At 38.7% G+C, this 23,406-nt stretch carries 22 protein-coding genes and 4 tRNA genes; 5 read left to right on the top strand and 21 right to left on the bottom strand.

From position 1 onward, the window contains the following. Nucleotides 1-5: 5 nt before the first annotated feature. The 3 genes from BBI00_RS19590 to BBI00_RS19580 all read right to left on the bottom strand — a co-directional run bounded on the left by BBI00_RS19590 (nucleotide 6) and on the right by BBI00_RS19580 (nucleotide 2,019). Nucleotides 6-581: a DUF4919 domain-containing protein gene (locus BBI00_RS19590; RefSeq protein WP_065400540.1), complete on the bottom strand. Its 576-nt coding sequence runs from the start codon at nucleotides 579-581 to the stop codon at nucleotides 6-8. Further along, nucleotides 568-1,224 carry a hypothetical protein gene (locus tag BBI00_RS19585; RefSeq protein WP_228394801.1) on the bottom strand — a complete coding sequence of 219 codons (657 nt, stop codon included), beginning with the start codon at nucleotides 1,222-1,224 and terminating at the stop codon, nucleotides 568-570. The genes BBI00_RS19590 and BBI00_RS19585 overlap by 14 nt, the downstream gene beginning before the upstream one ends. Nucleotides 1,225-1,629: 405 nt before the next feature. Next, complete coding sequence (locus BBI00_RS19580) at nucleotides 1,630-2,019, bottom strand: VOC family protein (RefSeq protein WP_065400539.1); 390 nt, start codon at nucleotides 2,017-2,019, stop codon at nucleotides 1,630-1,632. Nucleotides 2,020-2,298: 279 nt separating this feature from the next. Here BBI00_RS19580 and deoD point away from each other — a divergent pair, with 279 nt between their 5' ends. Further along, nucleotides 2,299-3,009, top strand: coding sequence for a purine-nucleoside phosphorylase (deoD, locus tag BBI00_RS19575; protein ID WP_065400538.1), 711 nt, complete (start codon nucleotides 2,299-2,301; stop codon nucleotides 3,007-3,009). Between the two features lie 80 nt (nucleotides 3,010-3,089). On the opposite strand, the gene BBI00_RS19570 is transcribed toward deoD, so the two are convergent. From BBI00_RS19570 to BBI00_RS19520, 11 genes are all read right to left on the bottom strand, one after another. Next, on the bottom strand, nucleotides 3,090-3,875 hold the full coding sequence (locus BBI00_RS19570; RefSeq protein WP_065400537.1) for a TatD family hydrolase: 786 nt from the start codon (nucleotides 3,873-3,875) through the stop codon (nucleotides 3,090-3,092). A gap of 13 nt (nucleotides 3,876-3,888) precedes the next feature. Beyond that, nucleotides 3,889-4,932 carry a hypothetical protein gene (locus BBI00_RS19565; RefSeq protein WP_065400536.1) on the bottom strand — a complete coding sequence of 348 codons (1,044 nt, stop codon included), beginning with the start codon at nucleotides 4,930-4,932 and terminating at the stop codon, nucleotides 3,889-3,891. Between the two features lie 81 nt (nucleotides 4,933-5,013). Further along, a tRNA-Ser gene (locus BBI00_RS19560) sits at nucleotides 5,014-5,082 on the bottom strand. Between the two features lie 13 nt (nucleotides 5,083-5,095). Beyond that, on the bottom strand, nucleotides 5,096-5,923 hold the full coding sequence (locus BBI00_RS19555; RefSeq protein WP_065400535.1) for an SIR2 family NAD-dependent protein deacylase: 828 nt from the start codon (nucleotides 5,921-5,923) through the stop codon (nucleotides 5,096-5,098). Nucleotides 5,924-6,022: 99 nt separating this feature from the next. Next, the gene (locus tag BBI00_RS19550) at nucleotides 6,023-7,939 is read right to left on the bottom strand and encodes a hypothetical protein (protein WP_065400534.1); all 1,917 of its coding nucleotides are present in this window, start codon (nucleotides 7,937-7,939) and stop codon (nucleotides 6,023-6,025) included. Then, nucleotides 7,926-8,378: a hypothetical protein gene (locus tag BBI00_RS23000; RefSeq protein WP_083988594.1), complete on the bottom strand. Its 453-nt coding sequence runs from the start codon at nucleotides 8,376-8,378 to the stop codon at nucleotides 7,926-7,928. Before BBI00_RS23000 ends, BBI00_RS19550 begins: the two co-directional genes overlap by 14 nt. Before the next feature lie 104 nt (nucleotides 8,379-8,482). After that, nucleotides 8,483-8,554 (bottom strand) — tRNA-OTHER (locus tag BBI00_RS19540). Between the two features lie 7 nt (nucleotides 8,555-8,561). Continuing rightward, a tRNA-Ala gene (locus BBI00_RS19535) sits at nucleotides 8,562-8,635 on the bottom strand. A gap of 96 nt (nucleotides 8,636-8,731) precedes the next feature. Continuing rightward, a complete protein-coding gene (locus BBI00_RS19530; protein WP_065400533.1) occupies nucleotides 8,732-10,096 on the bottom strand; it encodes an SDR family oxidoreductase in 1,365 nt (454 codons plus the stop codon). A 175-nt stretch (nucleotides 10,097-10,271) separates the two neighbouring features. Beyond that, nucleotides 10,272-10,928 carry a hypothetical protein gene (locus tag BBI00_RS19525; protein ID WP_065400532.1) on the bottom strand — a complete coding sequence of 219 codons (657 nt, stop codon included), beginning with the start codon at nucleotides 10,926-10,928 and terminating at the stop codon, nucleotides 10,272-10,274. 2 nt (nucleotides 10,929-10,930) lie between these two features. After that, nucleotides 10,931-11,644, bottom strand: coding sequence for a DUF434 domain-containing protein (locus BBI00_RS19520; RefSeq protein ID WP_065400531.1), 714 nt, complete (start codon nucleotides 11,642-11,644; stop codon nucleotides 10,931-10,933). Nucleotides 11,645-11,912: 268 nt separating this feature from the next. Here BBI00_RS19520 and BBI00_RS23605 point away from each other — a divergent pair, with 268 nt between their 5' ends. Then, entirely contained in the window at nucleotides 11,913-12,770 is an 858-nt protein-coding gene (locus BBI00_RS23605) for a DUF4822 domain-containing protein (protein WP_065400529.1), read from the top strand. A 106-nt stretch (nucleotides 12,771-12,876) separates the two neighbouring features. Here BBI00_RS23605 and BBI00_RS19505 read toward each other — a convergent pair whose 3' ends face one another. From BBI00_RS19505 to mce, 7 genes are all read right to left on the bottom strand, one after another. Continuing rightward, nucleotides 12,877-13,923 (bottom strand): MBL fold metallo-hydrolase, encoded by a 1,047-nt coding sequence (locus BBI00_RS19505; protein WP_065400528.1) that lies wholly within the window; start codon nucleotides 13,921-13,923, stop codon nucleotides 12,877-12,879. 12 nt (nucleotides 13,924-13,935) lie between these two features. Next, entirely contained in the window at nucleotides 13,936-15,516 is a 1,581-nt protein-coding gene (locus tag BBI00_RS19500) for a Na+/H+ antiporter (RefSeq protein WP_065400527.1), read from the bottom strand. Between the two features lie 176 nt (nucleotides 15,517-15,692). Next, the gene (locus BBI00_RS19495) at nucleotides 15,693-16,382 is read right to left on the bottom strand and encodes a hypothetical protein (RefSeq protein WP_065400526.1); all 690 of its coding nucleotides are present in this window, start codon (nucleotides 16,380-16,382) and stop codon (nucleotides 15,693-15,695) included. 99 nt (nucleotides 16,383-16,481) lie between these two features. Next, a complete protein-coding gene (locus tag BBI00_RS19490; protein WP_083988592.1) occupies nucleotides 16,482-18,233 on the bottom strand; it encodes an alkaline phosphatase D family protein in 1,752 nt (583 codons plus the stop codon). Nucleotides 18,234-18,351: 118 nt separating this feature from the next. Continuing rightward, nucleotides 18,352-19,053: a hypothetical protein gene (locus BBI00_RS19485; RefSeq protein WP_123902324.1), complete on the bottom strand. Its 702-nt coding sequence runs from the start codon at nucleotides 19,051-19,053 to the stop codon at nucleotides 18,352-18,354. Nucleotides 19,054-19,330: 277 nt separating this feature from the next. Continuing rightward, nucleotides 19,331-19,404, bottom strand: a tRNA-Ile gene (locus BBI00_RS19480). 62 nt (nucleotides 19,405-19,466) lie between these two features. Next, the gene (gene mce / locus BBI00_RS19475) at nucleotides 19,467-19,865 is read right to left on the bottom strand and encodes a methylmalonyl-CoA epimerase (protein WP_065400523.1); all 399 of its coding nucleotides are present in this window, start codon (nucleotides 19,863-19,865) and stop codon (nucleotides 19,467-19,469) included. A 94-nt stretch (nucleotides 19,866-19,959) separates the two neighbouring features. On the opposite strand from mce, the gene rbfA reads away from it, so the two are divergent. From rbfA to BBI00_RS19460, 3 genes are all read left to right on the top strand, one after another. Beyond that, nucleotides 19,960-20,319, top strand: coding sequence for a 30S ribosome-binding factor RbfA (gene rbfA, locus BBI00_RS19470; RefSeq protein WP_065400522.1), 360 nt, complete (start codon nucleotides 19,960-19,962; stop codon nucleotides 20,317-20,319). A 3-nt stretch (nucleotides 20,320-20,322) separates the two neighbouring features. Continuing rightward, nucleotides 20,323-21,528 carry an ABC transporter permease gene (locus BBI00_RS19465; RefSeq protein WP_065400521.1) on the top strand — a complete coding sequence of 402 codons (1,206 nt, stop codon included), beginning with the start codon at nucleotides 20,323-20,325 and terminating at the stop codon, nucleotides 21,526-21,528. Nucleotides 21,529-21,608: 80 nt separating this feature from the next. Then, on the top strand, nucleotides 21,609-23,393 hold the full coding sequence (locus BBI00_RS19460) for an endonuclease (protein ID WP_065400520.1): 1,785 nt from the start codon (nucleotides 21,609-21,611) through the stop codon (nucleotides 23,391-23,393). The last annotated feature ends 13 nt before the right edge of the window (nucleotides 23,394-23,406 follow it).

Here is a 23,406-nt window from a genome sequence, read left to right as displayed (position 1 = left end):
AAAAATTAAAAATTCCACCACTTCTTCGTTTGGGCTTTTTCTTCTGTTCCGTTTTCCTTTTTTCTTTTGTTGAAGGAGAAGGCCAGTCTGTGATAAAGGGTTTTGATATCAAAGCAGACCTCTGTTCCATCATCAAGCTTAAGGACATCTATGATCTTATCTTCATCCCGGATCAGCCACTGTGATACGTCCTGTTTGTTGAAGTGATGCCTGATCAGGTCTCTCTCATCAGAAATTCTTGTTACAATATAGGGTGATTTTCTTGTTCCGTCACCTGTTTTTTCAAGACATTCAAAGAGGGTTTGAACGATCATCATTTCAACATTCCTTGCTTTTTCATTTCCCAGCTCTTTATAAGCGAAGTATTTATAAATATGCGCACTGGGACTTAGCAGAATATTGATATTGACGTATTGTATAACATCTTCAAATTTTCCGCTATTCAAAAGATCCTGCATATTTTCAGTGTCTTGCGAATACGGATCATATCCGGGATCATTAATCACCACTTCCCTGCATTTCAGGAAAGTTTCTTTGGTAGGATCAGTTAAAAACTCAAATATTTTTTCATAGGTTTTCATGTTCTTCGGTTATTGTTTTTAATTCTCTCCAGAATGCATCCTGATGCATTCCGAATTCAGCTATTAGTAGTTTATTGATATATGGAATTTCCGCGAGCCTGTAATCTTTTTTTTCAACAATCCTTTCCAGATATAATTTACGATAGGTAGGATCTTTGAGTTCTTCCTCCCAGTTGACCCTTCTGACATCAAGATCATATCCGATTCCCGAGTAGTGAAATTCCACCAGAATATCTTCAAGCTTTCTGATCAAAGTATCTTCCGGATCTACCGCATACAAAGCATCAATGATCTTAGGTAAAAATCTCAGGGATAAATCTGCAGATAAAACAGATGGGATATCTCTGACTCCTTTATATCCGGAAATCAGCTGATCCATATTCTGCGCAGTATTTTCTCTGATAAGATACAACTGGGCACTATGATACAGAATTTTGGCGGCCCAGACTGCCGTTTCTTTATGACAGACGAACTGATCAGAAAGAAATTCAAGTCTTTCTTTTTCGAATTCTGCTTCAAAATACACTCCTGCCTCCAGCTCTTCTTTTGAGGAAATTTCCTGCAAGCTGGAGAAAAGGGTAATACATTCATTCTTTCTGAGCAGAAAGATCGTGTCCAAAAACGGTGATTTGGTTTCCATCATCTAACAAAAATAAAACTATTTCGCTGAGAATAAAATTTTTAAGAGCAGGATTGATGTGAAATGCGGTTTCTGAATGAGAATTTTTGAAAAGTGATGAAAAATAATGAAAGCTTCACGTTTTGATTGCGACCTGTAATTTGAGTTTAAGTGGGTTTGGAAACGCAAGGGCGCAAAGATTTTTTTTAATTGGGTATATTTTAAGGCGCAAGAAGATCAAAGATCTTCGGCAAGCATTACGGTTATATTTGCTATGATTTAAAGGTTAAAACCTAACAGGTTTTGAAAACCTGTTAGGTTTATTTTTGACAGTGTATGTGTTGCAATAAAATCTGCGTCATCTGCTAAATTTGCGAGAGATTATATTACTGTTGAGATTGATTCGTCACTAATGCTCCCTGCAATGACTTAAGCGACGATCTCAATGATGTTGTTTTCAGGATCCAGGATGACACTTTCATAATAGCCGTCTCCGGTTGTGCGGGGTTCTCCGGCAATAGTATAGCCGTCTTTTCTCAGGATTTCCGTAAGACTGTTTACTTTTTCTTTACTGCCTGCCGAAAATGCAAAGTGGATGATTCCATACTGTTGGGATCCGTAGCTGTTTCCGCTTTCTTTGATTTCAGGCCTGGTCATAATTTCCAGACGGCAGCCATTATCAAAACTCAGGAAATACGATTCAAAATTTTTGACGGGATTGTGGTATTTATCATTGGAAACAGCGCCGAAATATTTCTGATAAAACATTCTGGTTTTTTCAAGGTCTTTTACCCAGACAGCGATATGTTCTATTTTCATGTTTTGATTTTTTGAATGATTGACTGGTACAAAAATAACTTCCGTGATATTCCCATACCTGCTCTCCTTTATTCTAATCCTGTTCTGTATTAACCCATTTCATTTTTTATGGACAAAGAATATGAAGTTTTCAAAAGACTTGATCTGCAATCATCTTTACAGCAGATATTGATCCTGTTTTATGTATTGTATTGATCAGAGGAAGCTTTACTGTTTCACTCACCGTAATAATGGAGACAATCTAAAAGTTATTATCTTTGCCTCATTCAAAATAACATTATGAGTATTCACATCAGTGCAAAAAAAGGTGAAATTGCCAAAGTAGTATTGCAGCCGGGGGATCCGCTTCGTGCACAGTATATTGCTGAAAATTATTTAGAAAATGCAAAACTGGTAAGCAAAACCAGAGGTATCTTTTATTATACCGGTCTTTATAAAGGTAAAGAAATCACTGTAGGAGCCAGCGGAATGGGTTTCCCAAGTATCGGAATTTATTCTTTTGAATTATTTACAGAATATGAAGTAGATACCATCATCAGAATCGGGACTTGTGGTGCTTACAATACGGATCTTAAGCTTTTTGATATTTTAAATATTGAAAAGGCAGCCAGCGAAAGTACCTATGCCAAATATGCATGGGGAATTGAAGATGAGATTCTTTCTCACCAGGGAAATATCTTCAATACCATCAATGAAACTTCTAAGGAATTATCATTAAACGCTAAAGCTATCAACATCCACAGTAGTGATATTTTCTACAGAAAAGATCCTGAAACACCTGCTATTGCTACCCAATACAATTGCCCGGCAGTAGAGATGGAAGCTTTCGGACTGTTTGCCAATGCTCAGTATCTAGGAAAAAATGCAGCAACCATTCTTACGGTAACTGACATTATCCCTACTCACGAAAAAATCTCTGCTGACGAAAGAGAAAAAGCTTTGAATCCGATGATGGAACTGGCTTTGGAATCGGCTATTAAGAGTTTATAAAACGAAAAGGCAATTGCTCAGACAATTTTCAGCCTTTATTTTACAAAAAAAGAGCTTTACTGTATCAGTAGAGCTCTTTTTTATAATCTGAAAAACCTTCTGGCGTTTTCTGTAGTTTCATCTGCGACTTCAGCAATGCTGATCTTCTTCAAATGGGCAATAGTCTGTGCCACATAAGGTAAAAATGAGGGTTCATTCCGTCTGTTCTGCATTCTTGGCATATTCTTCGGAAGCATAAAAGGGGCATCGGTTTCAATCATCATACGGTCAAGCGGTACGTATTTTATCACGTCTTCCAGATGCTTAAATCTTTTCTCATCACTGATTGCTCCGGTAAATCCCAAATAAAATCCTTTATCAAGGTATATCTTTGCTTCTTCCAGTGTTCCGGTAAAACAGTGTACAACAGCTTCCGGCAGCTTTGAAAGGTATTCGTCTGTAATCTCATTAAATTTTCTGAATGCTGATCTTTCGTGAAGAAAAAGCGGCTTATCCACTTCTATGGCCAATTCCAGCTGGGCTTTATAACATTTTTCCTGAACGGGTCTTGGCGAAAAGTCACGATCGAAATCCAGACCGCACTCTCCTACTGAGATCACATGGTCCTGCTTCAGTAATTTTCTGAGTTCGCCGATGCTTTCCCGGGTAAAAGATTTGGCATCATGAGGATGAATTCCTGCTGTTGAAAATAAAATATCCGGATAATCTTCTGCTATTTCTGCGGATTCTTTACTTCCTCTCACGCTTGTACCGGTAAGGATCATATGATCAACCCCGTTGTCTAATGCACGGTTGATAATTTCTTCATGTTCGTTATAGAACTGTTTATTGGTCAGGTTAATGCCAATATCAATGTATGTATTCATTTTTTTATGTTGATTATTTTATTCTGGTGACAATATCCCAGTTTTCATTTTGTTTTGGGTTGTTTTCTTTGGTGATGACCAGCCTGAAATTAATTTCGCCTTTCTTTTTATCGGTAAAAATATTGAATGAAAGGTTTCCGACATCCGTATAACTGCCGGACGGCTGATGAGTAAGATAATGGTTCTGAACAACGGCAATCTCTTTCTGAAGTGTCGTATTTTTCAGCAGAAAATCAAGAAACTGTTTTCTTTTTTCTCCTATGGATTTTATACCGGTATCTGATGTTTTGTAAGCTCCTTCGAAAACTACATTCATATTATCACATCCTGAAAATTCTGCGGAAGCTTCGAAGCCATCGGAATGATATTTTTCATTTACGGTTTCGGTATAGTTGTGCCTGTCAATACTTCTGTAATGCTCTGAAGCAGAATTGAAAATCTTTTTATTTTTCCACTTTCCGAGCTCACATCCGGTAAGGTAAGAGTCTTCATATACATTCCCGTCTTTATAGACAAAAGACAGCTGTGCAGACTGAAGACTGTCTTCCGGTACACTGTATACACGGTAATTCTGAACTGCTGAAGCTTTCAGTTTTCCGCCTTCATAAGAAATTCCATCCAAAATATTATACGAAAAGGGAGCATACATGAGTATTTCATGCTTTTCACTGATTGTATTGTTTTTGCCCATGATGATATACATAACTTCAGAATTGGTATTGGCGTTCCCACCGAGCATTCCTTCCGAATCACGTTCTACAATATAATCTGTGATCCCGTCATTATTGAAATCATCAGAAGCTATTTTCTGAAAGCTCACGGTATAGGAATCTCCGTCATTGGAGAAAGAAACACTGTAATCTTTGTAGTCCGGCCGGGCTCCTTTTTCCGTTTCAGCTTCTTCATCCACCAGTATTTTAAGAATATCCGTGTCATGCGGTAAAACGGCGGCCGGTGCTTTTGCCACGGTTGCAGAATCTTTTTTTTCAGGATTTTTCCGGGTCTCTTTTTCTTTGCATGAAAACAGGAACAGTGCAGAAAGTACAATATATTTCATATGATGTGGTTGGTTGGTGATGGTATATCTATTCAGTTTTTAAAATTAAAAAAATAAACCATTATTTTTCACTGTAAAAAGGGAAACAGGCAGGATTCGAACCTGCAACTCACCTTAGCAGGGTGTGCTTTTCCATTAAACTACTGTTTCCGTGTCATCAATATTAAGCTTTCATTATTTCCTCTATCATCTTTTTCAGCTGTGGCAATGCCTTAGAGCTGCTTTCCTGTACAGAGGTCTGTGTTTTCATTCCTCTCATGATATGGTGAAAATAAGTATTATCTTCAGGATTGATCATAACGATATGTTTTGCCCGGATTTTTACCGTTTCTACTATATTGACCGGCAACGTTGTGGAACCTGAAGTTCCTACCACGAACAGGATATCGGTATGCTCCGCAATGTCATAAGCGGTATCAAAATAATAATATTTCTCATTATAGGACTCGTCAAACCATAAGGTATGAGGTCTGAGCCAGTTTCCGCACTTTTTGCATTTTAATCCGTCTGTATCTTCAGGGGTAAGGTCTTCTGTATATTCTTTTTGTTTTACATTTTCCGGAAAATCAATGGGCTCGCTGCATTCTTTTGAACAGCGTACGGTCTGCTTGTTTCCATGAATTTCATAAACGTTCCGGGTTCCGGCTCTTTGGTGAAGACCATCTACGTTTTGGGTAATCAGCTTAAAGCGGTTTCCTAAAAGCTTTTCTATCTCTGTAAGGGCATAGTGGCCTTCATTCGGTTGTGCTTCAGCGATCAGTTTTTTCCAGAAAAGATTATACTGCCATACTTCTTCGGGTTCCTGGCTGAAATACCTGAAAGTTCCGAATTCCTCCGGACGATGATATTTCGTTCCTTTGATCCAGATCCCGTCTATGGAGCGGTAAGTTGGCAGACCGCTTTCTGCTGAGATTCCGGCTCCGGTGAGGAATGTGATATAGCCTTGCTTTTCTTTGATTATTGTATTTAAAATTGATTGTAATTCTTCCATGGTTTATTTTTTTAAAAAACAGAAACAGGCCGGTGCTGAACCTGCAATTCTCCTCTGAGTGGAGCGTTTTTCCAGTTAAACTACTGTTTCTGCAATATTTTACGATTCTGCTTCAAGAAGACTGAAATATTCATCAGCTGTTAAAGGTCTTACAGCTCCTTTCGGTACTACTTCTTTTTCCATTTCACAGATGAGCAGATCTCCCTGTCTTTTCAGGCATTTTATATGAGGAATAATATTCTCATGAATCCTGAATGTGGAAGCGATGGCAGTCAATGCATTGTTTTTATACCGGGATTCTATCCACAGCCAGTGTTCTTCTGCTGTAGACGGACACCAGCATTTTACCGCATATGAATACAGTTCCCTCATCCGGAAAGAGTGTCTGAATTTTGTATTCTCCACTTCATATACTTCATAATAATTGGTTCTGCGTACCGCTATTTTATTTCCGTCTTTATCATATTGAAAATAATTCACCAGAATCTTTTCCTGGTTGATCTTCTTTGCTTCAAGCTTTTTCATCAGGGTTCCAACACCAAAATAACTGAAACAGAAGAGTCTGAAATCCGTATCATAATGGGTAAAGAATTCTTCATAGGTAATGGGTTCTGTCTTATTCCATATTTTTTCTATGTTATTTAAAACCTTTACAAAGTTGGGTGAGTCGTAATTATTCCATTCTCTTTCGTATTCACGGGTAATAAAGTTCTGAAAACTTTTATGTCTCAGCTTTAAAATAGACACCAGTTTTTCCAGCGGGTGGCCAAAGTGTTGATATAGCTGATTCGACAGAATTCGTGAAATATAACATTTGTCTTTTGTTATATACATGTTATCCTTCACTTTAAAATAGATCCGGTCAGCCAGATTCTCAAAGCCATCATTCTTATTATAGAGATAATGTCCTATCCTTTTTAACGAAGGCAGTTTTGAGCTTTTCTGCTGGTCCTTCATCATATAGCCGATGTATTCCAGAGATTGGTAATTAAAGCCCATATTACTATCAACAAAACCGTTTATTTTCTTCAGATGATCAAATTCACAATATCTGCTCATCATTAAATTACCTACTTCCAGAATATTTTTAGCCAGAATCTGATGAGTAAAGAAGCTCCCTGTTACAATCTGTAATTCCGTCAGATAACAGGTTTCAAAACCATGATTCTGGAGACATCCGTTTACAACTCTCAAAACCGGAAATTCCGCTCCTGCATGCTGCCTGATAAGAATACTTCCTGATTTTTCCAATAAGGGAAATTTGACAAAAGAATTATTCCTGATCTCAATATTTCCTGTTAATTCTTTCAATTCAGGAAAACATACTTTGGTTTTATCTATGATCAGATTTCCGGTCATTTTTTTCAGAACCGGAAAATCATGCTCAAAATCCGGATATTTCTTCTTCCGGGGCTCTATTTTAAACCGGCCCTGGATACATTCAAGATTAGGAAAAGAAATATTTTCACCATAAAGACTGATTCTTCCCTGTATTTTCTGATGCTGAAAAACGATATCATCTGCGAAAACATCTACATTAAACACACCGTCTTTAGGCAGAAAATCTACCTGATACTGATGATTGACAGCAATTGTTCTTCTTACAGCTGAAAGTTTTTTATTTCCGGTATATACGGTTGCATTTTTGAGCTCAATACTTCCGTTAATTTTTATTGTGTTTTTAAATCCGAAATTGATAATGCATTTAAAGTCGCCTTTCACTTTTTCAAGCTTATCCAGCACTGCAGGACCATGCATGGCAAAACTTCCGCCTATTGTTTTAAGCCGGGGAAGTTCACAGTTTCCTGCGTCTATTGAAAGATTTCCGCTAATGCTCACCAAATCCGGGAACCTGCAGCCTTCGCCACGCAATATCAGATTACCGTCTATTTCCGTGAAAGCAAAAGTCATGTTTTTGGCATAGACCTCTATAGACGAATATTCACCCGGAAGTATTTTCTGCACATCTTCTGCAGAGAATATCTTATATCTTTTTATGGTATCAGTCGTATGCATTTTCGTTAATTTGGGTTATCGGGTTGTATTCCTGCTGAATATATTTCACAAAATACGGGCTCTCTATGCGTAGCATTCTATGTTCGTTATGGGTAATGAAAGCATCGTCTTTTATAAAAAACGTTTCAGTACTGTCATTACGGTCGATTACTTTATAGTCTGATACTTTCATCATATGCTGATTGCTCGTTTTTTCAAGGCAATATTCTTTGTAATCCTTTACGTGTGATTCAAAATCTTTGATTTCTTTTCTCTTCTCCCCGGTCTTTCTTTTGACCGTTATGATTTCAGGTTGGGTTTCGGGAGCTGTTTTTTCCTCTACCTTTTTCTCTGTTTTTTTCACCGGCTTCATTGGCTTCTGAACTGATCCACGTTTGATCGGGACAGGAACCTGAACTTCATCGATGATTTTAAAATACACTAATAATTTTCTAAACATGGCATTATTTTTTTAAAGGTAAAAGAAAACCGGGATCGAACCGATAATGTATTCCTTAGGAATAAGTTTTTCCCTTTTAAACTATTTCTTTTACTCTATAAGTTGGGAGACAAGCGGGATTCGAACCCGCATCGCTTCCGGGTAAGGAAATGTTTTTCCGTTAAACTATGATCTCCGTAATCGGGAGTACAGCAGGCACCGAACCTGCGACCTCTGCCGTGCAATGGCAGTATTCTTCCCTACTGAACTATGTACTCCTGTGAAACGTACGGGACTTGCACCCGTAACCTCCACCCTCAGGGGCAGTGTTCTTCATTAAACTATCGCTTCTTTATATGGCTGTCATCCTGTTTTTACCAGGTATGAATTTTATAATTCTTCAATAAAACTCCGCTGAAACATTTTCCATTAATACCTTCTATAACCGGATGTAAAATTCTCGCTGCTCCGTCTACAGAATCCAATGGCGGGATATATCCCTGCTCAAACTGTTTTTTTCTGAGACTTTCCTTAGCTCCTGTAGAAATCCATCCCACATCAACGGCTGTCATATAGATCTGATCGTTTTCAAATTCTCTGGCAGAGGTAAGCGTCATCATATTGAGTGCTGCCTTCGTCATATTGGTATGCGGGTGATATACCGTTTTGTTTTCATAGCTGAAGATTCCTTCTGAAGAGGTTACATTGATGATGAACTTTTCTTTATGGGATGAATTCTTCATCAGAGGCTTCAGTTCTTTGATCAGAAAATAGGGTGCTATATGATTGATGAGGTTTACTTCTACCAGTTCATACATAGAAACTTCTTCCAGTGTTGAATTCCAGCTCGTTTTCTCCCGGTTATCCACGGGTTGCCCGAAACGGGTAAGGGCCACCTGGGTCATTTCATTCTGTGCATATTCCAGTTTTGTCATTTCATGAGAAATTTCTGTACAATTCGGAACCAGGTTGTGAAGATCTTTAAAATCCATCAGTTTTTCTTTTTCACGTTGTACAACCGGAAGATAATATTCATCGGGATACTTAATCGTCTGAGCAGCATTATTGATCAGGATATCCAACGTGTCAAAATTGAATTTATAAAAGTCTGTAAACTCCTGAATCGCTTTAAGATTTCTAAGATCCAGCCCATAGATCCAGAGTCTGTCTTTCCAGTTTTCATAATCTGTTTCCTGCTGCATAAGTTCCATAGCCAATGCCGGGAAACGGGTTGTCAACACCAGATTGGCTCCACTTCTCAACAGCTTCAATGCTGTGGCAAAACCTACTTTTACTCTTCCGCCGGTAAGGATTACATTCCGCCACGTGAGGTCAGCTGTTTCAAACCGTTTTTCATAATTTTCTCCTGCACACTGAGGGCACAACCTTGAATAGAAAGAGTGGGCATACTGATAACTTTGGTTACAGCAGTAGCAGTTTTTAGGGATTTGAAGTTTAGTAAGTTTTACCTCATCCTTTTCATCATCATAAAAAGCGGAAACCCCGGCCAATGCTTTCTGCATCAGTACAGAGCCTGCATTCACAGCAAGATCATGAGACTTCATTTCCGAGTACAATTCATGACGGTTCTGTTTTTTGGCATTCTTATGAATTTTGGTAATCAGCCCTGAGAACGTTTTATTATCAGGATTCCGGAAAGGCTGATCTTTCAATGCATGAAGAACCTTGAGACATGCTTCCCATTCTTCGGCTGAAAATATTTGTTCTGAAAAATCCATAGTTTCCGTTTTTATATCTGCAAAACTATGAAAGTAGTGCGCAATGTTTTTACGCATTAAAAAAATATTCCTTAAAGGTTAAAAATAAAGCGATAAGCGCTCTTATTTAAACACTTCAGCGCAATTCAGAAATCGAAAATAATATGGGGAATAAGTTCACATAAGGAAATGAAGGCTAAGCACTTTCGTTAATGAACTTTTCGAGGAAACCAATCAGTTTTGTACCGCCATGACCCCAGCGGATTCCATGCCCATCTTTTTCCCTTGCTTCAAAGACAAGTTCGTGTTTGTAATGGAAAAATACATTCCACCAGGTAGTATGATCAAGGATCTGACGGATCTTTGCCATCACTTTCTCCTGTTTCTGCTGATTGTTTCCTTTAATTTCGCCCCAGAAACCGTCATCCATTCTTCCGATGTGTTTTTCCCACGCTCTCTGAGCAATTGTCATCTCGGAATTGAAGGGTTCTTCACAGGCTTTGATCAATACGCTCTTCAAAGGGGGAACTGCATTTTCATCCCGGATACTTGCTGAGGTAAGTCTTTGCCCAAGCACATTCAGCCAGTCCTCAAACGGAATTGCTTCCAGCATTCCCGCCTTCACCTGATCAGGGTTGTTGCTTTCCAATGCCGTAATGAATTTTTCAAAGCTCGCCTGTCTGTCAATTTTTATTTCTTCATTGAAATATGGCAGATCCCATTCTAAAATACGGTTTTTACCATGCTGTATATTGTCTTCCAGGTTTTTCAAATGCTCTTCTGCCAGAACAGCCTGGTATTTTTCTTTCCATGCATCTGAGATCAATGGAATATATTTTCTGATCTGATTCATTTTTACACCATTTTAATGAGGTTAACGGAAAGGTTTTCTTCTCTGATCAGATATCCGATGAGGTTAAACCATTCTCTGCAATGATCCAGGATCCATGCATCGGAAGAAATAATAATCCCTGCGCTTTCTGCCAGATATTTATCCGGATTATATTGTAATTCTGCTTCCCAGTTAAGCGTATTTTCTGCTGCAAAATCAAGAATGATCTGCCTGATTCTTCCACTGTTGGAAACCGGCTGATCAAAGATCCACACCAGCTTATGGATATGGTTTTTGTTAAAAAATGAGGCTACAGCTTCCACAGCTCTTAAGGTTTGATTTACCCTTTTATAAGTTCCATGAACACCGGAAAGGTCCCGGAAACAGCCGTCTGCACCTTCAAAAATATACGCTCCGGAAAGTAAGCTCTCCAGCAGGATCAACACATTGAACCCGTCAAGATAAACGGTCTTTTCTTTAAGATCTGAAGCTTCCAGCTGTTTTAATTTCCGGTTGTGGATCTGCATTTCTGAAGCTGATGCTCCTCTTAACGCCTGTATTTGCCGGGTCTTTAAGCGGTAGCGGTTTCCTACAAGTTCAGATGCCGCTTTTTCCGGATATTCTCTTGTCAGCAGATACTGCATATCCTGAACGGCAGCTCTCAGTTTGCTGAGTTGTTTTTCAGAAGCGAATAAAGTGTCGTCTCCTGTATTTTTTCCACGGTTCCTGTTATTCATGCTCAAAAATAGAGTTTTTGAAGAATTTTTAATATTTCATTGTAAAGATAAAGGTCTTTTACATAAAATTCCCCAACCCAGCCTTCGTCTGTGCAGATATCAGAAATGCAGTGTGGTAGTCACAAAGAATCTTTGGGTGACAGGCATACAATACGATTTCTTTCAACCCATGATCAGATCTGTTATATTTTCTACAACAAAAGAGAGGTTTTATACAATGGATTGATATTTATTCGGGATAAGTTTGCAGAGACTTAAAAATACCCTTATGAATACACTGAAAAAATTATGTTATCTGTCTGCAGCAATGCTTTTGTCAGCATCTTTTGTTGCATGTTCTGATAATGATGACGAAATGATCATTGAACAGCAGACCCCCTCACAGGTTTTATCTTCTACACCATGGGAAACCACAGGAGCTAAAGATAAGAATGGAAACAGCGTGGCTTTAACGGATGCCAGCGTTGCCGGATATGTTGGTTTTGCCTACTTCAAAGCTGATGGAAAATTTGCGATCTACGGGTTGAATGATGTATTGAGATCCAGAGGAACATGGTCTGTAGACGCACAGGGAAAAACAAGAACGATCGCTGCCTTGAATCCTGACGGAACGACTATTTTCACCCGTGATGTGGAAATCCTTGTATTGAATAAAAATGAATTTACATACAGAATCCGTCCTAACTCAGCTGACCCGTCTGTTTATTACGATATCATCCATACAAGAACTTCACATGCAGAACCGGGCAACGGTCAGCTTACTTTAGCTTCCACGCCATGGGAAACTACCGGGGCAAAAGATAAGAACGGGAATACTATTGTTTTAACAGATCCCAGCGTTGCCGGATATGTAGGATATTCTTACTTCAAAGCTAACGGAACTTTCAAAATCTTCGGTTTAAATGATGTGCTGAGATCTCAGGGAACATGGAGTATTTCTGCTGACGGAAAGAAAAGAACCCTTGTAGGCCTGGATAATAACGGAGCGGTTATTTTTACCCGTGTTGTGGATATTCTTGTCCTGAACGACACTACGTTCACCTACAGAATTACGCCTGACGCCACCAACAACCCAACTGTATTTTACGACATCATCCATACTAAAGTTGACCATAAGGAGCCTTAGTAGTGATTATTTTTTTGATAATAAGGAAAAACCTGCTTCATATGGAGCAGGTTTTATTTTATGAGGGTAATCAATTCAACAAATCATTACCGGCCAATTTCATTGCTTACATATAATCTTCCCACCATTTTTTCCAGGCGGTATTTCCAAGGTTTTTCAGATCTGCTTTTTCTCCTATTTTCGGGAGGGTAATTGGTATATCATTTTCTTCTGCATATTTTGCTGCCAGTTGCAAGGGTTCGTACCATGCATGCTGTGCCAGTTTGAACTTTGAATTGTGCACAGGGATAAAATTTTTGGCTCTCAGTTCCTGTATTTCAGTCATAAGCTGTTCCGGCAGGGTATGAATGTAAGGCCACTTTTCGTTGTACTGTCCGTTTTCCATCACGGCAAGATCAAACGGTCCGTATTTATTTCCGATTTCTGTAAAATGGTTTCCATATCCGCTGTCACCACCCAAAAAGAGGTTCATGGAAGGTGTTTTCAGTACAAAAGAGGTCCAGAGTGAGATGTTCCGGTTCAGCAGTCTTCCGGAAAAATGTCTTGAAGGGGTCAGGGTAATTCTGAAACCTTCTGCAATATCAATGCTTTCCCACCAGTTTTTTTCAATAATTGTATCGATATCCCAGCCCCAGTACTCAAAATGCTGTCCGGTTCCCAATCCACAGATCACCTTCCCCACTTTATTTTTTAGTGCCTGAACAGTTTTATAATCCAGATGGTCCCAGTGGTCATGGGAGATCAGCAGAAAATCTATCTCCGGCATATGTTCCGGCTTATAGTAGTCTGCTCCCTGAAAGGCTTTAATAGAGCCTGGCATCGGGGAAGCATTTCCACTGAAAACGGGATCAATCAGAAATTTTTTACCATCAACCTGTATGAAGTAAGAGCTGTGCCCAAACCAAACCAGAACATTTTCTTCCGGCTGAAGGTTCTTCAGGTCTGTTACTACAAAAGGAAGTGCAGTTGCCGGGGAAGTATTTTCGACTTTGCATAAGCTTTGAAGAAGTGCTTTCGTCATACTTTCCCCTTCCAGCAAAGGCGGGGTCGTCAATATATTCTGAAATCTTCCGTTAAGATAATTGGGAAGTGTGCTGAAATATTCTTTTCTTTTCTCATCGGGGAATTGCCCGAGTTGCTTTACTAAATTCATCTTGTTATTTTTTTACATTCTGAGTCTTTCTTCTTCCAGATCCAGCCTCGTCAGATAGTGTCTGATATATTCTTCATCAATATTCGGATTACGCCGGTTTTCTGCCCTGAGCCAGATACGCTGCTGTTCAAGGGTTTCAAAATAAATCTCTTTGGACTTGTCAGAGAACTTGTGAACGGAATCTTCTTTATCTTCCTGCTCCCAACGGTCCATCAGCCTGTTAAAATATTCGTTTTCACTTCTTCTTTCTTTATAATTTTCATTCAGATACCTTAAAGCAACACGGCGCATTTCTTTCCGCAAATAATGTTCTGATTCTTCTTCAGACATATATCCGCTTTCCGTATCAGATAATTTGAGTTTTTTGATCAGTGCCGGCAACGTCAGCCCCTGAATGATGAGTGTAGCAAGGATAACGATAAAAGTAATGAAGAGAATAAGATCACGATGGGGAAAAGGCTGTCCGTTTTCCATCACTACAGGAATGGATAATGCTGCAGCCAGGGAAACCACCCCCCGCATTCCGGTCCAGCTCATCAGGATGGGCGCTTTCATGCCCGGGTCTCTATCCGCCACATTAATAAAGTTTCTCATGATCAGGGTAACGAAGACGGCTCCAAATGAAGCCAGAAAACGTACAATAATCAATACTGCAGTTACTAATAGCCCATACCCTACTGCTTCAGACAAACCAATTCCTTCTTTATCCAATCCTACCATAATTTCCGGCAGGTCCAGCCCGATCAGCAGAAATACAATTCCATTGATCAGGAATACAAAGCTTTCCCAGACATTGGATCCTCTCAACCTGGATTCTGAGGTCCGGAATATTTCATGTCTTCTGACAGAAAGGAACAATCCTCCGCTTACCACCGCTAAAACACCTGATGAGTGAACTTCTTCAGCCGCAATATACATTACATAAGGGGCTACCAGACTGAGTATGGCATCCATATTGACATCGGTAGGAAATATTTTTTCTATTTTCAGAAAGATAAAAGCCAGTACAACGCCTATTCCCAGGCCTCCGAACACCATCCATCCGAAGCTTACTGCAGCATCCTGCCATATAAACTGTCCTGTGGCTACTGCTACCATAGCAAATCTGAAGATGATCAGAGAGGAAGCATCATTGAATAAGCTTTCACCTTCCAAAACGGTAGACATATTCTTAGGAACTTTTACAAATTTTAAAATAGCTCCGGCACTCACTGCATCCGGCGGCGATACAATACCACCTAAGACAAATCCTAATGCGAGTGAAAATCCGGGAATATAGGAATTGGCAACAAATGCCACTGATATGGCAGTGAGAAATACCACTATGAAAGCAAAGCTGGTAATGATACGCCTCAACTTCCAGATTTCTTTCCATGAAACAGCAAAAGCAGCTTCATACAATAATGGGGGAAGAAAAATAATGAATATGAGCTCAGGATCTATTGTAACAGCCGGAAGTCCGGGAATAAAACTGATCAGCAATCCTGCCACAACGAGTATAATGGGATAGGCCACCTTTAAGCGGTTGGCCAGCATAATCGAGCCGATAATCACCAGGACCAGTCCTAAGTAATAAATAAAGTTTTCCACCATGTTTTTTCAATTAATTTTTAAACCCGATTCCTGAGTTCTGTGTTTTTATCCGGTAACAAATTTTAATAGAAAAATAAATATAAGCATAAGATTTTGAGATTTGAAAATAAAATGAATCTGATTTACATTATCATTATTTTCTACCTCTTATTGACAATATATCAGCAGCCCGGTATCTAGAATTGTACAATGGCAAACATCAATCCTAAACTTATCAGCAATATAATGCCCGTTACGATGGCAGATTCCCCTACGTGTTTCAGATATTGTCTTCTATCAAATGTAAATTTTTCCGGATGAATGGAAAGTTCTTCAAATACAAAGGGATCTATTCTCAGATCCGGTCTGAAGCGAACGATCCCTTCTATGAAACGGGCTCTTAAAGCTCTGCTATTTTTGGTGTAATAGGAATATCCGGGATCCGTTTCGTTAAACAGAACTTTAGTTGTATCCCCATTCACTCCAAGAGTGATCACCCATGTTTTCCTGATCTCTGTAAGATGTACATCATAATCGTTTGAAAGGTACGATTGTCCCAGCTGACTGTAAAGAATCTCCTTTCTGCTTCCATTTAATTTGTCGTAATGAACACCTTTATCATCCACTGTAATTTTTATCACAGATTCTTTTCTTCCCTTTTGCATAAAACGGAAAAACCGGTACATTGCTACGGCCCAGACAGGATAGTACAGAATCGCCACCATTCCCAATACCGCAACTTTTTCGCAGACTAAAAAAGGAAGTACGGCCAATATTATAAACATCAGCAACAAAATGGCGATTCCGAAAATTCTTAACAGCCATGTCACGATCCATCCCGGTTGGGAAGCTAATGGCAAAAACTCTTCCCTTATATTCTCCTGCATCTGATCAATATAAGAAAAATAACAGAAATAAAAAAGAGCCGCAGCGGTACACTGATGCTCTTTGCTACAAAAATTGAAAATAAGATATGAAGATTGAAACTAAGAAATGGTATGTGTTTTTTCTGTAGTGACTGCATAGGTATCTGAGATCACATTATCTACAAACCTCCACTCTGCCACCGAATTTCCGGAAGTAAATTTCACATGCAGATATCCTCTTTTATAGAGATTGGCATAATCCAGATCGTCAATCAACAGGGAGAATGCATTAGCCAATTCTATAGCCTGAGACGGATCGGATGTTATTCCCAGATATCCTTCCAATCCCGGTGAAGACACTGAACTGCAGGCTAACTCGGTTCCTATAAAATTCCCCTGAGCATTGGTAAGTTTTCCTAACCAGGCATTGTGGGTATCACCAGCCAGGACTACAACATTTTTCCCTGCCAGCATAGCATACAGCTGCTCTCTTTCCATAAAGTAACCGTCCCAGGCATCCAGATTATAAGGTAATGTGGTGGTAATTCTTGCAATTTCCTGTGGAGTAAGCGTAGGATCCTGCTGCTGATGTCTTTTTTTCAGCACTATAAGTTGGGCCAATGTATTCTGAAGTGTCAGCATGGTAGCCGGCTGTGCGCTTCCCAGTTGCTTGATTTCTGCTAAAATACGGTTCAGCAGCATCAGCAATTCCGCAGGAACCATCATTTTAGTCATCAGGATCTGCTGCCCCAGAACTTTCCATTTGGCAGTATCTCCATTGATCTGGGATCCCAGCCATGTCATCTGCTCACTTCCGATCAGCTTTCTGCCTGTGCTTAAGAAATCTGTTTTAAATTTCACCTGGTCAAAATTTCCGGCACTATCCAGATAATCTGAATATTCCATCTGTCTATCTCTGGCGATCACTCTTGTATCCATCATATACAGCGTAAGAATGTTCCCGAAACTGAAACTTCTGTAAATTCTCAGATCTTTTCCTGTTTTAAGGGGAATATATTCACTGTAGGCCTGGAAAGCCGCCATTTTTCTCGCCTGGAAATCTCCTTCATCAGGCTGATGATTTTCGGCCCCTGACTTATAAGTATCATTAGCAAATTCATGATCATCCCATACACAGATAAAAGGCTTTTTCTGATGCAGCAGCTGCAGATTCTTATCGCTTCTGTATTGTCTGTATCTTTCCCTGTAATCGCTGAGGTTCAGGATTTCCCTAGCCGGCTGATGGGCTCTTCCCAGCTGGTTGGTGTAAGGATTGGTTCCGTATTGTCCAGGAGCATATTCATAGATATAATCCCCAAGATGCACCACTACATCTGCTTCAGATTTGGCAATGGCTCCATATACATTGAAAAGTCCGGCGGGAAAGTTGGAACATGATACCACAGCCATTTTCACCTCGTTTACAGTATCTGTCTTGGAAGGTAATGTCAGGGTTTCTCCCGTTACGCTGGCCTCCTTTGTTTTACCATTATAAAATCTATAGAAATATTTTGTATTGGAAGGTATATTCTGGACATCTACCGCTATCGTAAAGTCATTGACCGCCGTTGCACTGGCCTTTCCTTTTCTTACTATTTCTGAAAAATTACTGTTCCTGCTTATTTCCCAGGTAATTTCAGCATCTGCACCTGTTGAATATCGGGTCCAGATAATTACGCCTCCGGCTGTAGGATCAAAGCTTGCCACTCCGGATGCAAAGCCCCCGTTTTTAAGATCATCGGGAGCATTTTCGTTCCCGGTAAAATCATCAGTGCAGCTTTCAATCAATGGAGCAATAAAGATTCCTCCGGCTGCTAACAGTGTATTTTTAAGAAACCTTCTTCGGTTAAGTTGGTTGTTGTTTTTCATCATTACTTTTTTTGCAAAGCAACGTTATATGGAGAAGAAGACTGTTAACTGTATTTTAATTATTTCTTATGAAATTTTTAAACGTATGTTTGATTCCATATAATCTCAGAAGAGTTTCAGTTTACATTCTCAGTAATAAAACATTTTCCATTACAAAAATATAATCAGCATATTGCTCATTTTTATTCTTGATCAAATCAGTATAATTCTTTTTAATAAAAAATACCCACATTAAAGCGATCATCAGTCCAAACAAAAACAATACTTTTATGATTGACATGAGTGCTTCAAAATTTTCTGCAGAAAAGTCAGATTTACTATACAGCCCTATGAAAAAACCTAAAAAAAGTGTTATGAAATTTTTTCCGAAGAAACTTATAATGTTTTGAATATCCATAAATATTTCATTCTTATCTGTTCTTATTTTTTCTTTTGCCATACTTATTCTTTTCACAATAATATCATTAGTGGTATCCTCATAGAGCTTGCCTACCTCTCGGATTCTCATTCCATCATGTTCAGGAACTTTCCATTGGTAAAGCGATTTTGAAAAAGGTAAATTATTCATTTTTAATTCTTTATTAGCCTGTTTAGCTTTCACGAGAATAATGTAATAAAAGAAGACCAAAAAACTGGGTATTGCTAATATTAGTCCCCATTTCAAATAATTAAAACAAAGTAAAACACAACCCAAACATGCCAAAAAAAGGGGAATTAATAAAAGCCAATCCTTTTTATCCGGTGAAAAGGTTTCCTTAAGAAATATTTTTTCAAACGTACAATTTTGTCTAAAGTAATTAAAATCTTCATCAAAGGTTCTCATAATATATTTATTTATGGTTAATTGTCTTATGAATATCTTCTCAATATGCATTAAAGACACTCAATTTAAATAAATACCTCTAATACCCAATGCGTTTTCCCGTAATAGTAATTTTATTACGAAAGGAGAAAGTATTTCGAAAATGTAATAAGGAACTTAAGGATTAGTGTGTTTAAAATGATAGAAATAGAAAAGACTCTACTGAAATTATTCATTTTATAAATTCAAGAACAATATAAAAAAACCGCTCACATTTCTGTAAGCGGTTGATTTTCTGTGGTCCCACCTGGGCTCGAACCAGGGACCACCTGATTATGAGTCAGGTGCTCTAACCAACTGAGCTATAGGACCTCAAAACTTGGTTAAATTTTGTGTTTGCAAAAATAGTAAAATTTCTTTCACTACAAAATTTTTTATTGCTTTTCTTGGCAAAGTTCTACGAGTACGCCGTTGGTAGATTTGGGATGAAGGAATACAACTAATTTGTTATCAGCACCTTCTTTCGGTTCTTCGGAGATAAATTGAAAACCTTCTTTTTTCAGTCTTTGCACTTCTTGCAGAATATTTTCAACGCCAAATGCCAGATGATGGATGCCTTCCCCCTTTTTTTCGATGAATTTCGAGATCGGGCTTTCAGGATTACTGGCTTCAAGAAGTTCAATTTTACTTTCCCCGGTTTCATAGAAGGAAGTCACTACCCCTTCTCTTTCCACGGTTTCCTGTTTGTAGGAATCCTTTCCTAATAATCTGGCAAAAAGATTGTCGGAAATCCCTAAAGATTTTACGGCAATACCGATATGTTCTAGCTTCATAAATACTAATAAAATATAATTAAATCGTAAATTTGATACTATCACTGAATTTCAAAGTATCAATTCAAACAAAAGTACTAAATTTGCATAAATTATGGAAAGTAACAGACAAAGAAAAGTAGCACAGATCATTCAGGAAGACTTCGCAGAACTTTTCCGCAAGCAGGCTGCTGACAGCAAACAAAGTATATTGGTATCCGTTTCTGATGTAAAAGTAACGGCAGATCTGGGTATTGCTAAAATCTATTTGAGCATCTTCCCTCAGGAATACCGTACTGCTGTGATGAAGGAGATTGAAGAAAACAAACCTCAGTACAGAAACTTTATCGGCCAGAAAATGGCAAAGCAGGTGCGTATCATTCCACAACTCAACTTTTACTTGGATACAGCTCTTGATGATGTTGAAAAACTGGAAAGAGAATTAAGAGGCGAAGGCGACAATCCTGTATTATAGATCTTGAAGAATATTGCATTTTACATAGCATCCAGATACCTTCTGGCAAAGAAAGGCAGTACTGCCGTTACGTTCATCACGTGGCTGGCCGTAGGTGCCATGACGGTTGCTGTGGCTGCAATGTTCGTTATTATTTCAGTTTTTTCCGGACTTGAGGATCTGAATAAAGATCTTATTTCCAATCTGCATGCGGATCTGACGATAAAAAGTACTTCAGGAAAGACCATCAAAGATCTGGATAAAGTCAATACTGTTTTAAGCAGAACCAAAGAGATCAGCAGTTTTTCCCGCGTGATTGAGGAAAAAGTATATATCAGCTTCAATGGAAAAGGTGATATTGCCTATTTAAGAGGTGTTGATTCTGCTTATGTTAAGGTAAATCCCATCAATAAAGAAGTATTCTACGGAACTTATCCAAGCTTCAGATATTCCAATGAAGTATTGATGGAGAACAGTCTGGATAACAGATTATCTATTCCGGTCGATTCATCCAATCACTATGCAACGGTTTTTATGCCTAAGCCGGGAACCGGAATCATCAGTAAAGAAGAAGATATTTACAACAAAAGGGATATTCTGGTTACAGGAGTTTTTCCTGGAAAAGATCAGCTGGACAATTACATCGTTTCTCCTATTGAGCTGACGGAAGAACTATTGAATCTGCCTAAAAGATCAGCTTACCAGATTGTCATTAAATTAAAAAATCCGGAAAACGCAGACGCTGTAAAGCAAAGCCTGGTTTCTTCTCTGGGAAAAAATATTGAGGTCAAAACAAAAGAAGAGGAAAATGCCGCCTTCTGGAAGATGATCAATACAGAAAAACTGTTTATTTATCTGATTTTTGCCCTGGTGATCTTTATTACAACCTTTAATCTTGCCGGAGCGATCATCATCCTTCAGCTTGATAAAAAAGAACAGGCAAAATCTCTTATTTCACTGGGCTTTCCTTTAAGCCATTTAAGAATGACCTATTTCTATACTGGAATCCTTATTGTGGTTTCGGGAGTCATTACCGGTCTGATCTTTGGAACAGCACTCTGCTATTTCCAGCTTTACACCGAATTCTTCAGAGCCAATGAAGCGCTTCCTTTCCCGGTAAAAATCGTGGGAAAAAATTATCTCATCGTAGCGCTTACCGCTTCTATATTCGGAATCGCCATTTCCTGGTTCTTCTCAAAAATCAGCAAAGAGTATATTACTAAAAATTAATCTATTAAGTTTATAGATTTAACTGAAAAAAACTTTTTGGGTTTCATTTTTTTGTACCTTTACGCCCCAATTTTAAAAAAATGAAACGAATTTTATCTTTTTTTTTATTAAGCTTTGCATTTATATGTGGTCTGGCACAGATTCCTGCCGGATATTATGATAATGCAGCAGGTTTAACAGGTGCTCCGCTTAAAACAGCACTGAAGAATATAATAGAAAACGGACATGTTGACCATGGATATGATGGGCTGTGGACAGCTTACAATACCACAGATCGGGATTATTTCTATGAAAATGACGGAACAGTCCTGGATATTTACTCTGAGAACCCTAACGGTGCTGACCCATACAACTATACACCCGGCCTTAAAAAATGTGGAAATTACAGTAATGAAGGAGATTGCTATAACAGAGAACACATTATCCCTCAAAGTCTTTTCAATGAAGCTTCACCAATGGTTGCAGATGTTCACTTTATCCGTGCCACCGATGGAAAAGTAAATGGAATGAGATCCAGTTTCCCATTTGGAAAAGTAGGCGTTCCAACTTTTACTTCTCAAAACTTCTCCAAACTGGGTAATTCTGTTTCACAAGGCTATTCAGGAACTGTATTTGAGCCTATTGATGCATTTAAAGGAGATGTTGCCAGAATGATTTTTTATTTTGTAACAAGATATGAAACTAAACTTGCCAGCTTTTCTTCAGGAAATATGTTAGGAGGCTCTTCATTCCCCGGTTTACAGGCTTGGGCACTAAAACAGTATATGGAATGGCATATTATGGATCCTGTATCTCCGGAAGAAATTTCAAGAAATAATGCGTCATACAATTATCAGGGAAATAGAAATCCATTTATTGATCACCCTGAATATGCAGCCCAAATCTGGGGAACTCCGGTTCTGGACACTACGCCACCTACTGCTGCAACCAATCTGATCGCTAACAACCCTACTTCAAACTCTATTGCGGTAAGCTGGACAGCAGCTACTGATAATGTGGGAGTAGCATCTTACCTTGTTTATGCAAACGGCGTTTTAAAAGCTACAGTAAACGGAACCTCTACATCTACGGTAGTAACAGGATTATCTCCACTGACACAATATGTATTCTATGTGATAGCCAAAGATGCTGCCGGAAACTCTTCACCACAAAGTACGACTGCAACAGAAACTACTCTTGACGGACCTGTAGGAACAGGAGGCTGTGGAACTGAGGATTTCAGCACCATGCAGGATGGAACAAGCCAGGCAAGTTCATATGCTACCAGAACATGGACTAATAATAATATAACATGGACAGCAACTCTTGCAAGAACTGACGAAACCATTAATGGTAAAGCAGTTTGTACTCAAAAAGGTACATTAACAAGTTCTACAATTGCAGGAGGAGTTCAGGCTCTAACATTAACTACTCAACGTAAGTATGGTGGAAGCAACGGCACATTAAATGTTTTTGTGAATGATGTTTTGGTAGGTACGATTCCGTATACTACTACTGTAGCAACTAACACAATCAATGTGGGTGTAAGTGGTGATGTTGTGATTAAAATTGTAAATCCAAATAACGACAGAGTTGCAATGGATGATCTTACATGGACGTGTTCCACACTGGCTACATCTGAGGTTAAAAAAGACAAATCAGAGTTTACCATCTACCCTAACCCGGTAAGAAACAACGAACTGTTTGTAAAAGGAGAAAATCTTGGCAAAATTTCAAAGGCTGACATCTATGATCTTTCAGGAAAATTAATTGAAACAATTGCCAATCCTTTCAGACATTCAAACAAAATCAATTTAAAAGGATTAACAAAAGGAACTTACATTCTGAAAACAGATCATTTCTCTACTAAATTCATTGTAGATTAATTATTAAAAAATA

Source organism: Chryseobacterium arthrosphaerae (assembly GCF_001684965.1).
Taxonomy (GTDB): domain Bacteria; phylum Bacteroidota; class Bacteroidia; order Flavobacteriales; family Weeksellaceae; genus Chryseobacterium; species Chryseobacterium arthrosphaerae.
The sequence above is the reverse complement of the archived record's forward strand: the minus strand, read 5'-3'. Positions and strand labels throughout refer to the sequence as shown.

What these genes read in the sequence shown, in the direction of transcription:
- BBI00_RS19580 (WP_065400539.1), bottom strand. Translation starts at nt 2,019, where the DNA reads ATGAAAATAGAACATATCGCTGTCTGGGTAAAAGACCTTGAAAAAACC.
- BBI00_RS19555 (WP_065400535.1), bottom strand. Translation starts at nt 5,923, where the DNA reads ATGGAAGAATTACAATCAATTTTAAATACAATAATCAAAGAAAAGCAA.
- BBI00_RS19590 (WP_065400540.1), bottom strand. Translation starts at nt 581, where the DNA reads ATGAAAACCTATGAAAAAATATTTGAGTTTTTAACTGATCCTACCAAA.
- BBI00_RS19570 (WP_065400537.1), bottom strand. Translation starts at nt 3,875, where the DNA reads ATGAATACATACATTGATATTGGCATTAACCTGACCAATAAACAGTTC.
- BBI00_RS19490 (WP_083988592.1), bottom strand. Translation starts at nt 18,233, where the DNA reads ATGATGAAAAACAACAACCAACTTAACCGAAGAAGGTTTCTTAAAAAT.
- BBI00_RS19585 (WP_228394801.1), bottom strand. Translation starts at nt 1,224, where the DNA reads ATGATGGAAACCAAATCACCGTTTTTGGACACGATCTTTCTGCTCAGA.
- BBI00_RS19505 (WP_065400528.1), bottom strand. Translation starts at nt 13,923, where the DNA reads ATGAATTTAGTAAAGCAACTCGGGCAATTCCCCGATGAGAAAAGAAAA.
- BBI00_RS19565 (WP_065400536.1), bottom strand. Translation starts at nt 4,932, where the DNA reads ATGAAATATATTGTACTTTCTGCACTGTTCCTGTTTTCATGCAAAGAA.
- BBI00_RS19530 (WP_065400533.1), bottom strand. Translation starts at nt 10,096, where the DNA reads ATGGATTTTTCAGAACAAATATTTTCAGCCGAAGAATGGGAAGCATGT.
- BBI00_RS19500 (WP_065400527.1), bottom strand. Translation starts at nt 15,516, where the DNA reads ATGGTGGAAAACTTTATTTATTACTTAGGACTGGTCCTGGTGATTATC.
- BBI00_RS19485 (WP_123902324.1), bottom strand. Translation starts at nt 19,053, where the DNA reads ATGAGAACCTTTGATGAAGATTTTAATTACTTTAGACAAAATTGTACG.
- BBI00_RS23605 (WP_065400529.1), top strand. Translation starts at nt 11,913, where the DNA reads ATGAATACACTGAAAAAATTATGTTATCTGTCTGCAGCAATGCTTTTG.
- BBI00_RS23000 (WP_083988594.1), bottom strand. Translation starts at nt 8,378, where the DNA reads ATGTTTAGAAAATTATTAGTGTATTTTAAAATCATCGATGAAGTTCAG.
- BBI00_RS19460 (WP_065400520.1), top strand. Translation starts at nt 21,609, where the DNA reads ATGAAACGAATTTTATCTTTTTTTTTATTAAGCTTTGCATTTATATGT.
- mce (WP_065400523.1), bottom strand. Translation starts at nt 19,865, where the DNA reads ATGAAGCTAGAACATATCGGTATTGCCGTAAAATCTTTAGGGATTTCC.
- rbfA (WP_065400522.1), top strand. Translation starts at nt 19,960, where the DNA reads ATGGAAAGTAACAGACAAAGAAAAGTAGCACAGATCATTCAGGAAGAC.
- BBI00_RS19525 (WP_065400532.1), bottom strand. Translation starts at nt 10,928, where the DNA reads ATGAATCAGATCAGAAAATATATTCCATTGATCTCAGATGCATGGAAA.
- BBI00_RS19495 (WP_065400526.1), bottom strand. Translation starts at nt 16,382, where the DNA reads ATGCAGGAGAATATAAGGGAAGAGTTTTTGCCATTAGCTTCCCAACCG.
- BBI00_RS19550 (WP_065400534.1), bottom strand. Translation starts at nt 7,939, where the DNA reads ATGCATACGACTGATACCATAAAAAGATATAAGATATTCTCTGCAGAA.
- deoD (WP_065400538.1), top strand. Translation starts at nt 2,299, where the DNA reads ATGAGTATTCACATCAGTGCAAAAAAAGGTGAAATTGCCAAAGTAGTA.
- BBI00_RS19520 (WP_065400531.1), bottom strand. Translation starts at nt 11,644, where the DNA reads ATGAATAACAGGAACCGTGGAAAAAATACAGGAGACGACACTTTATTC.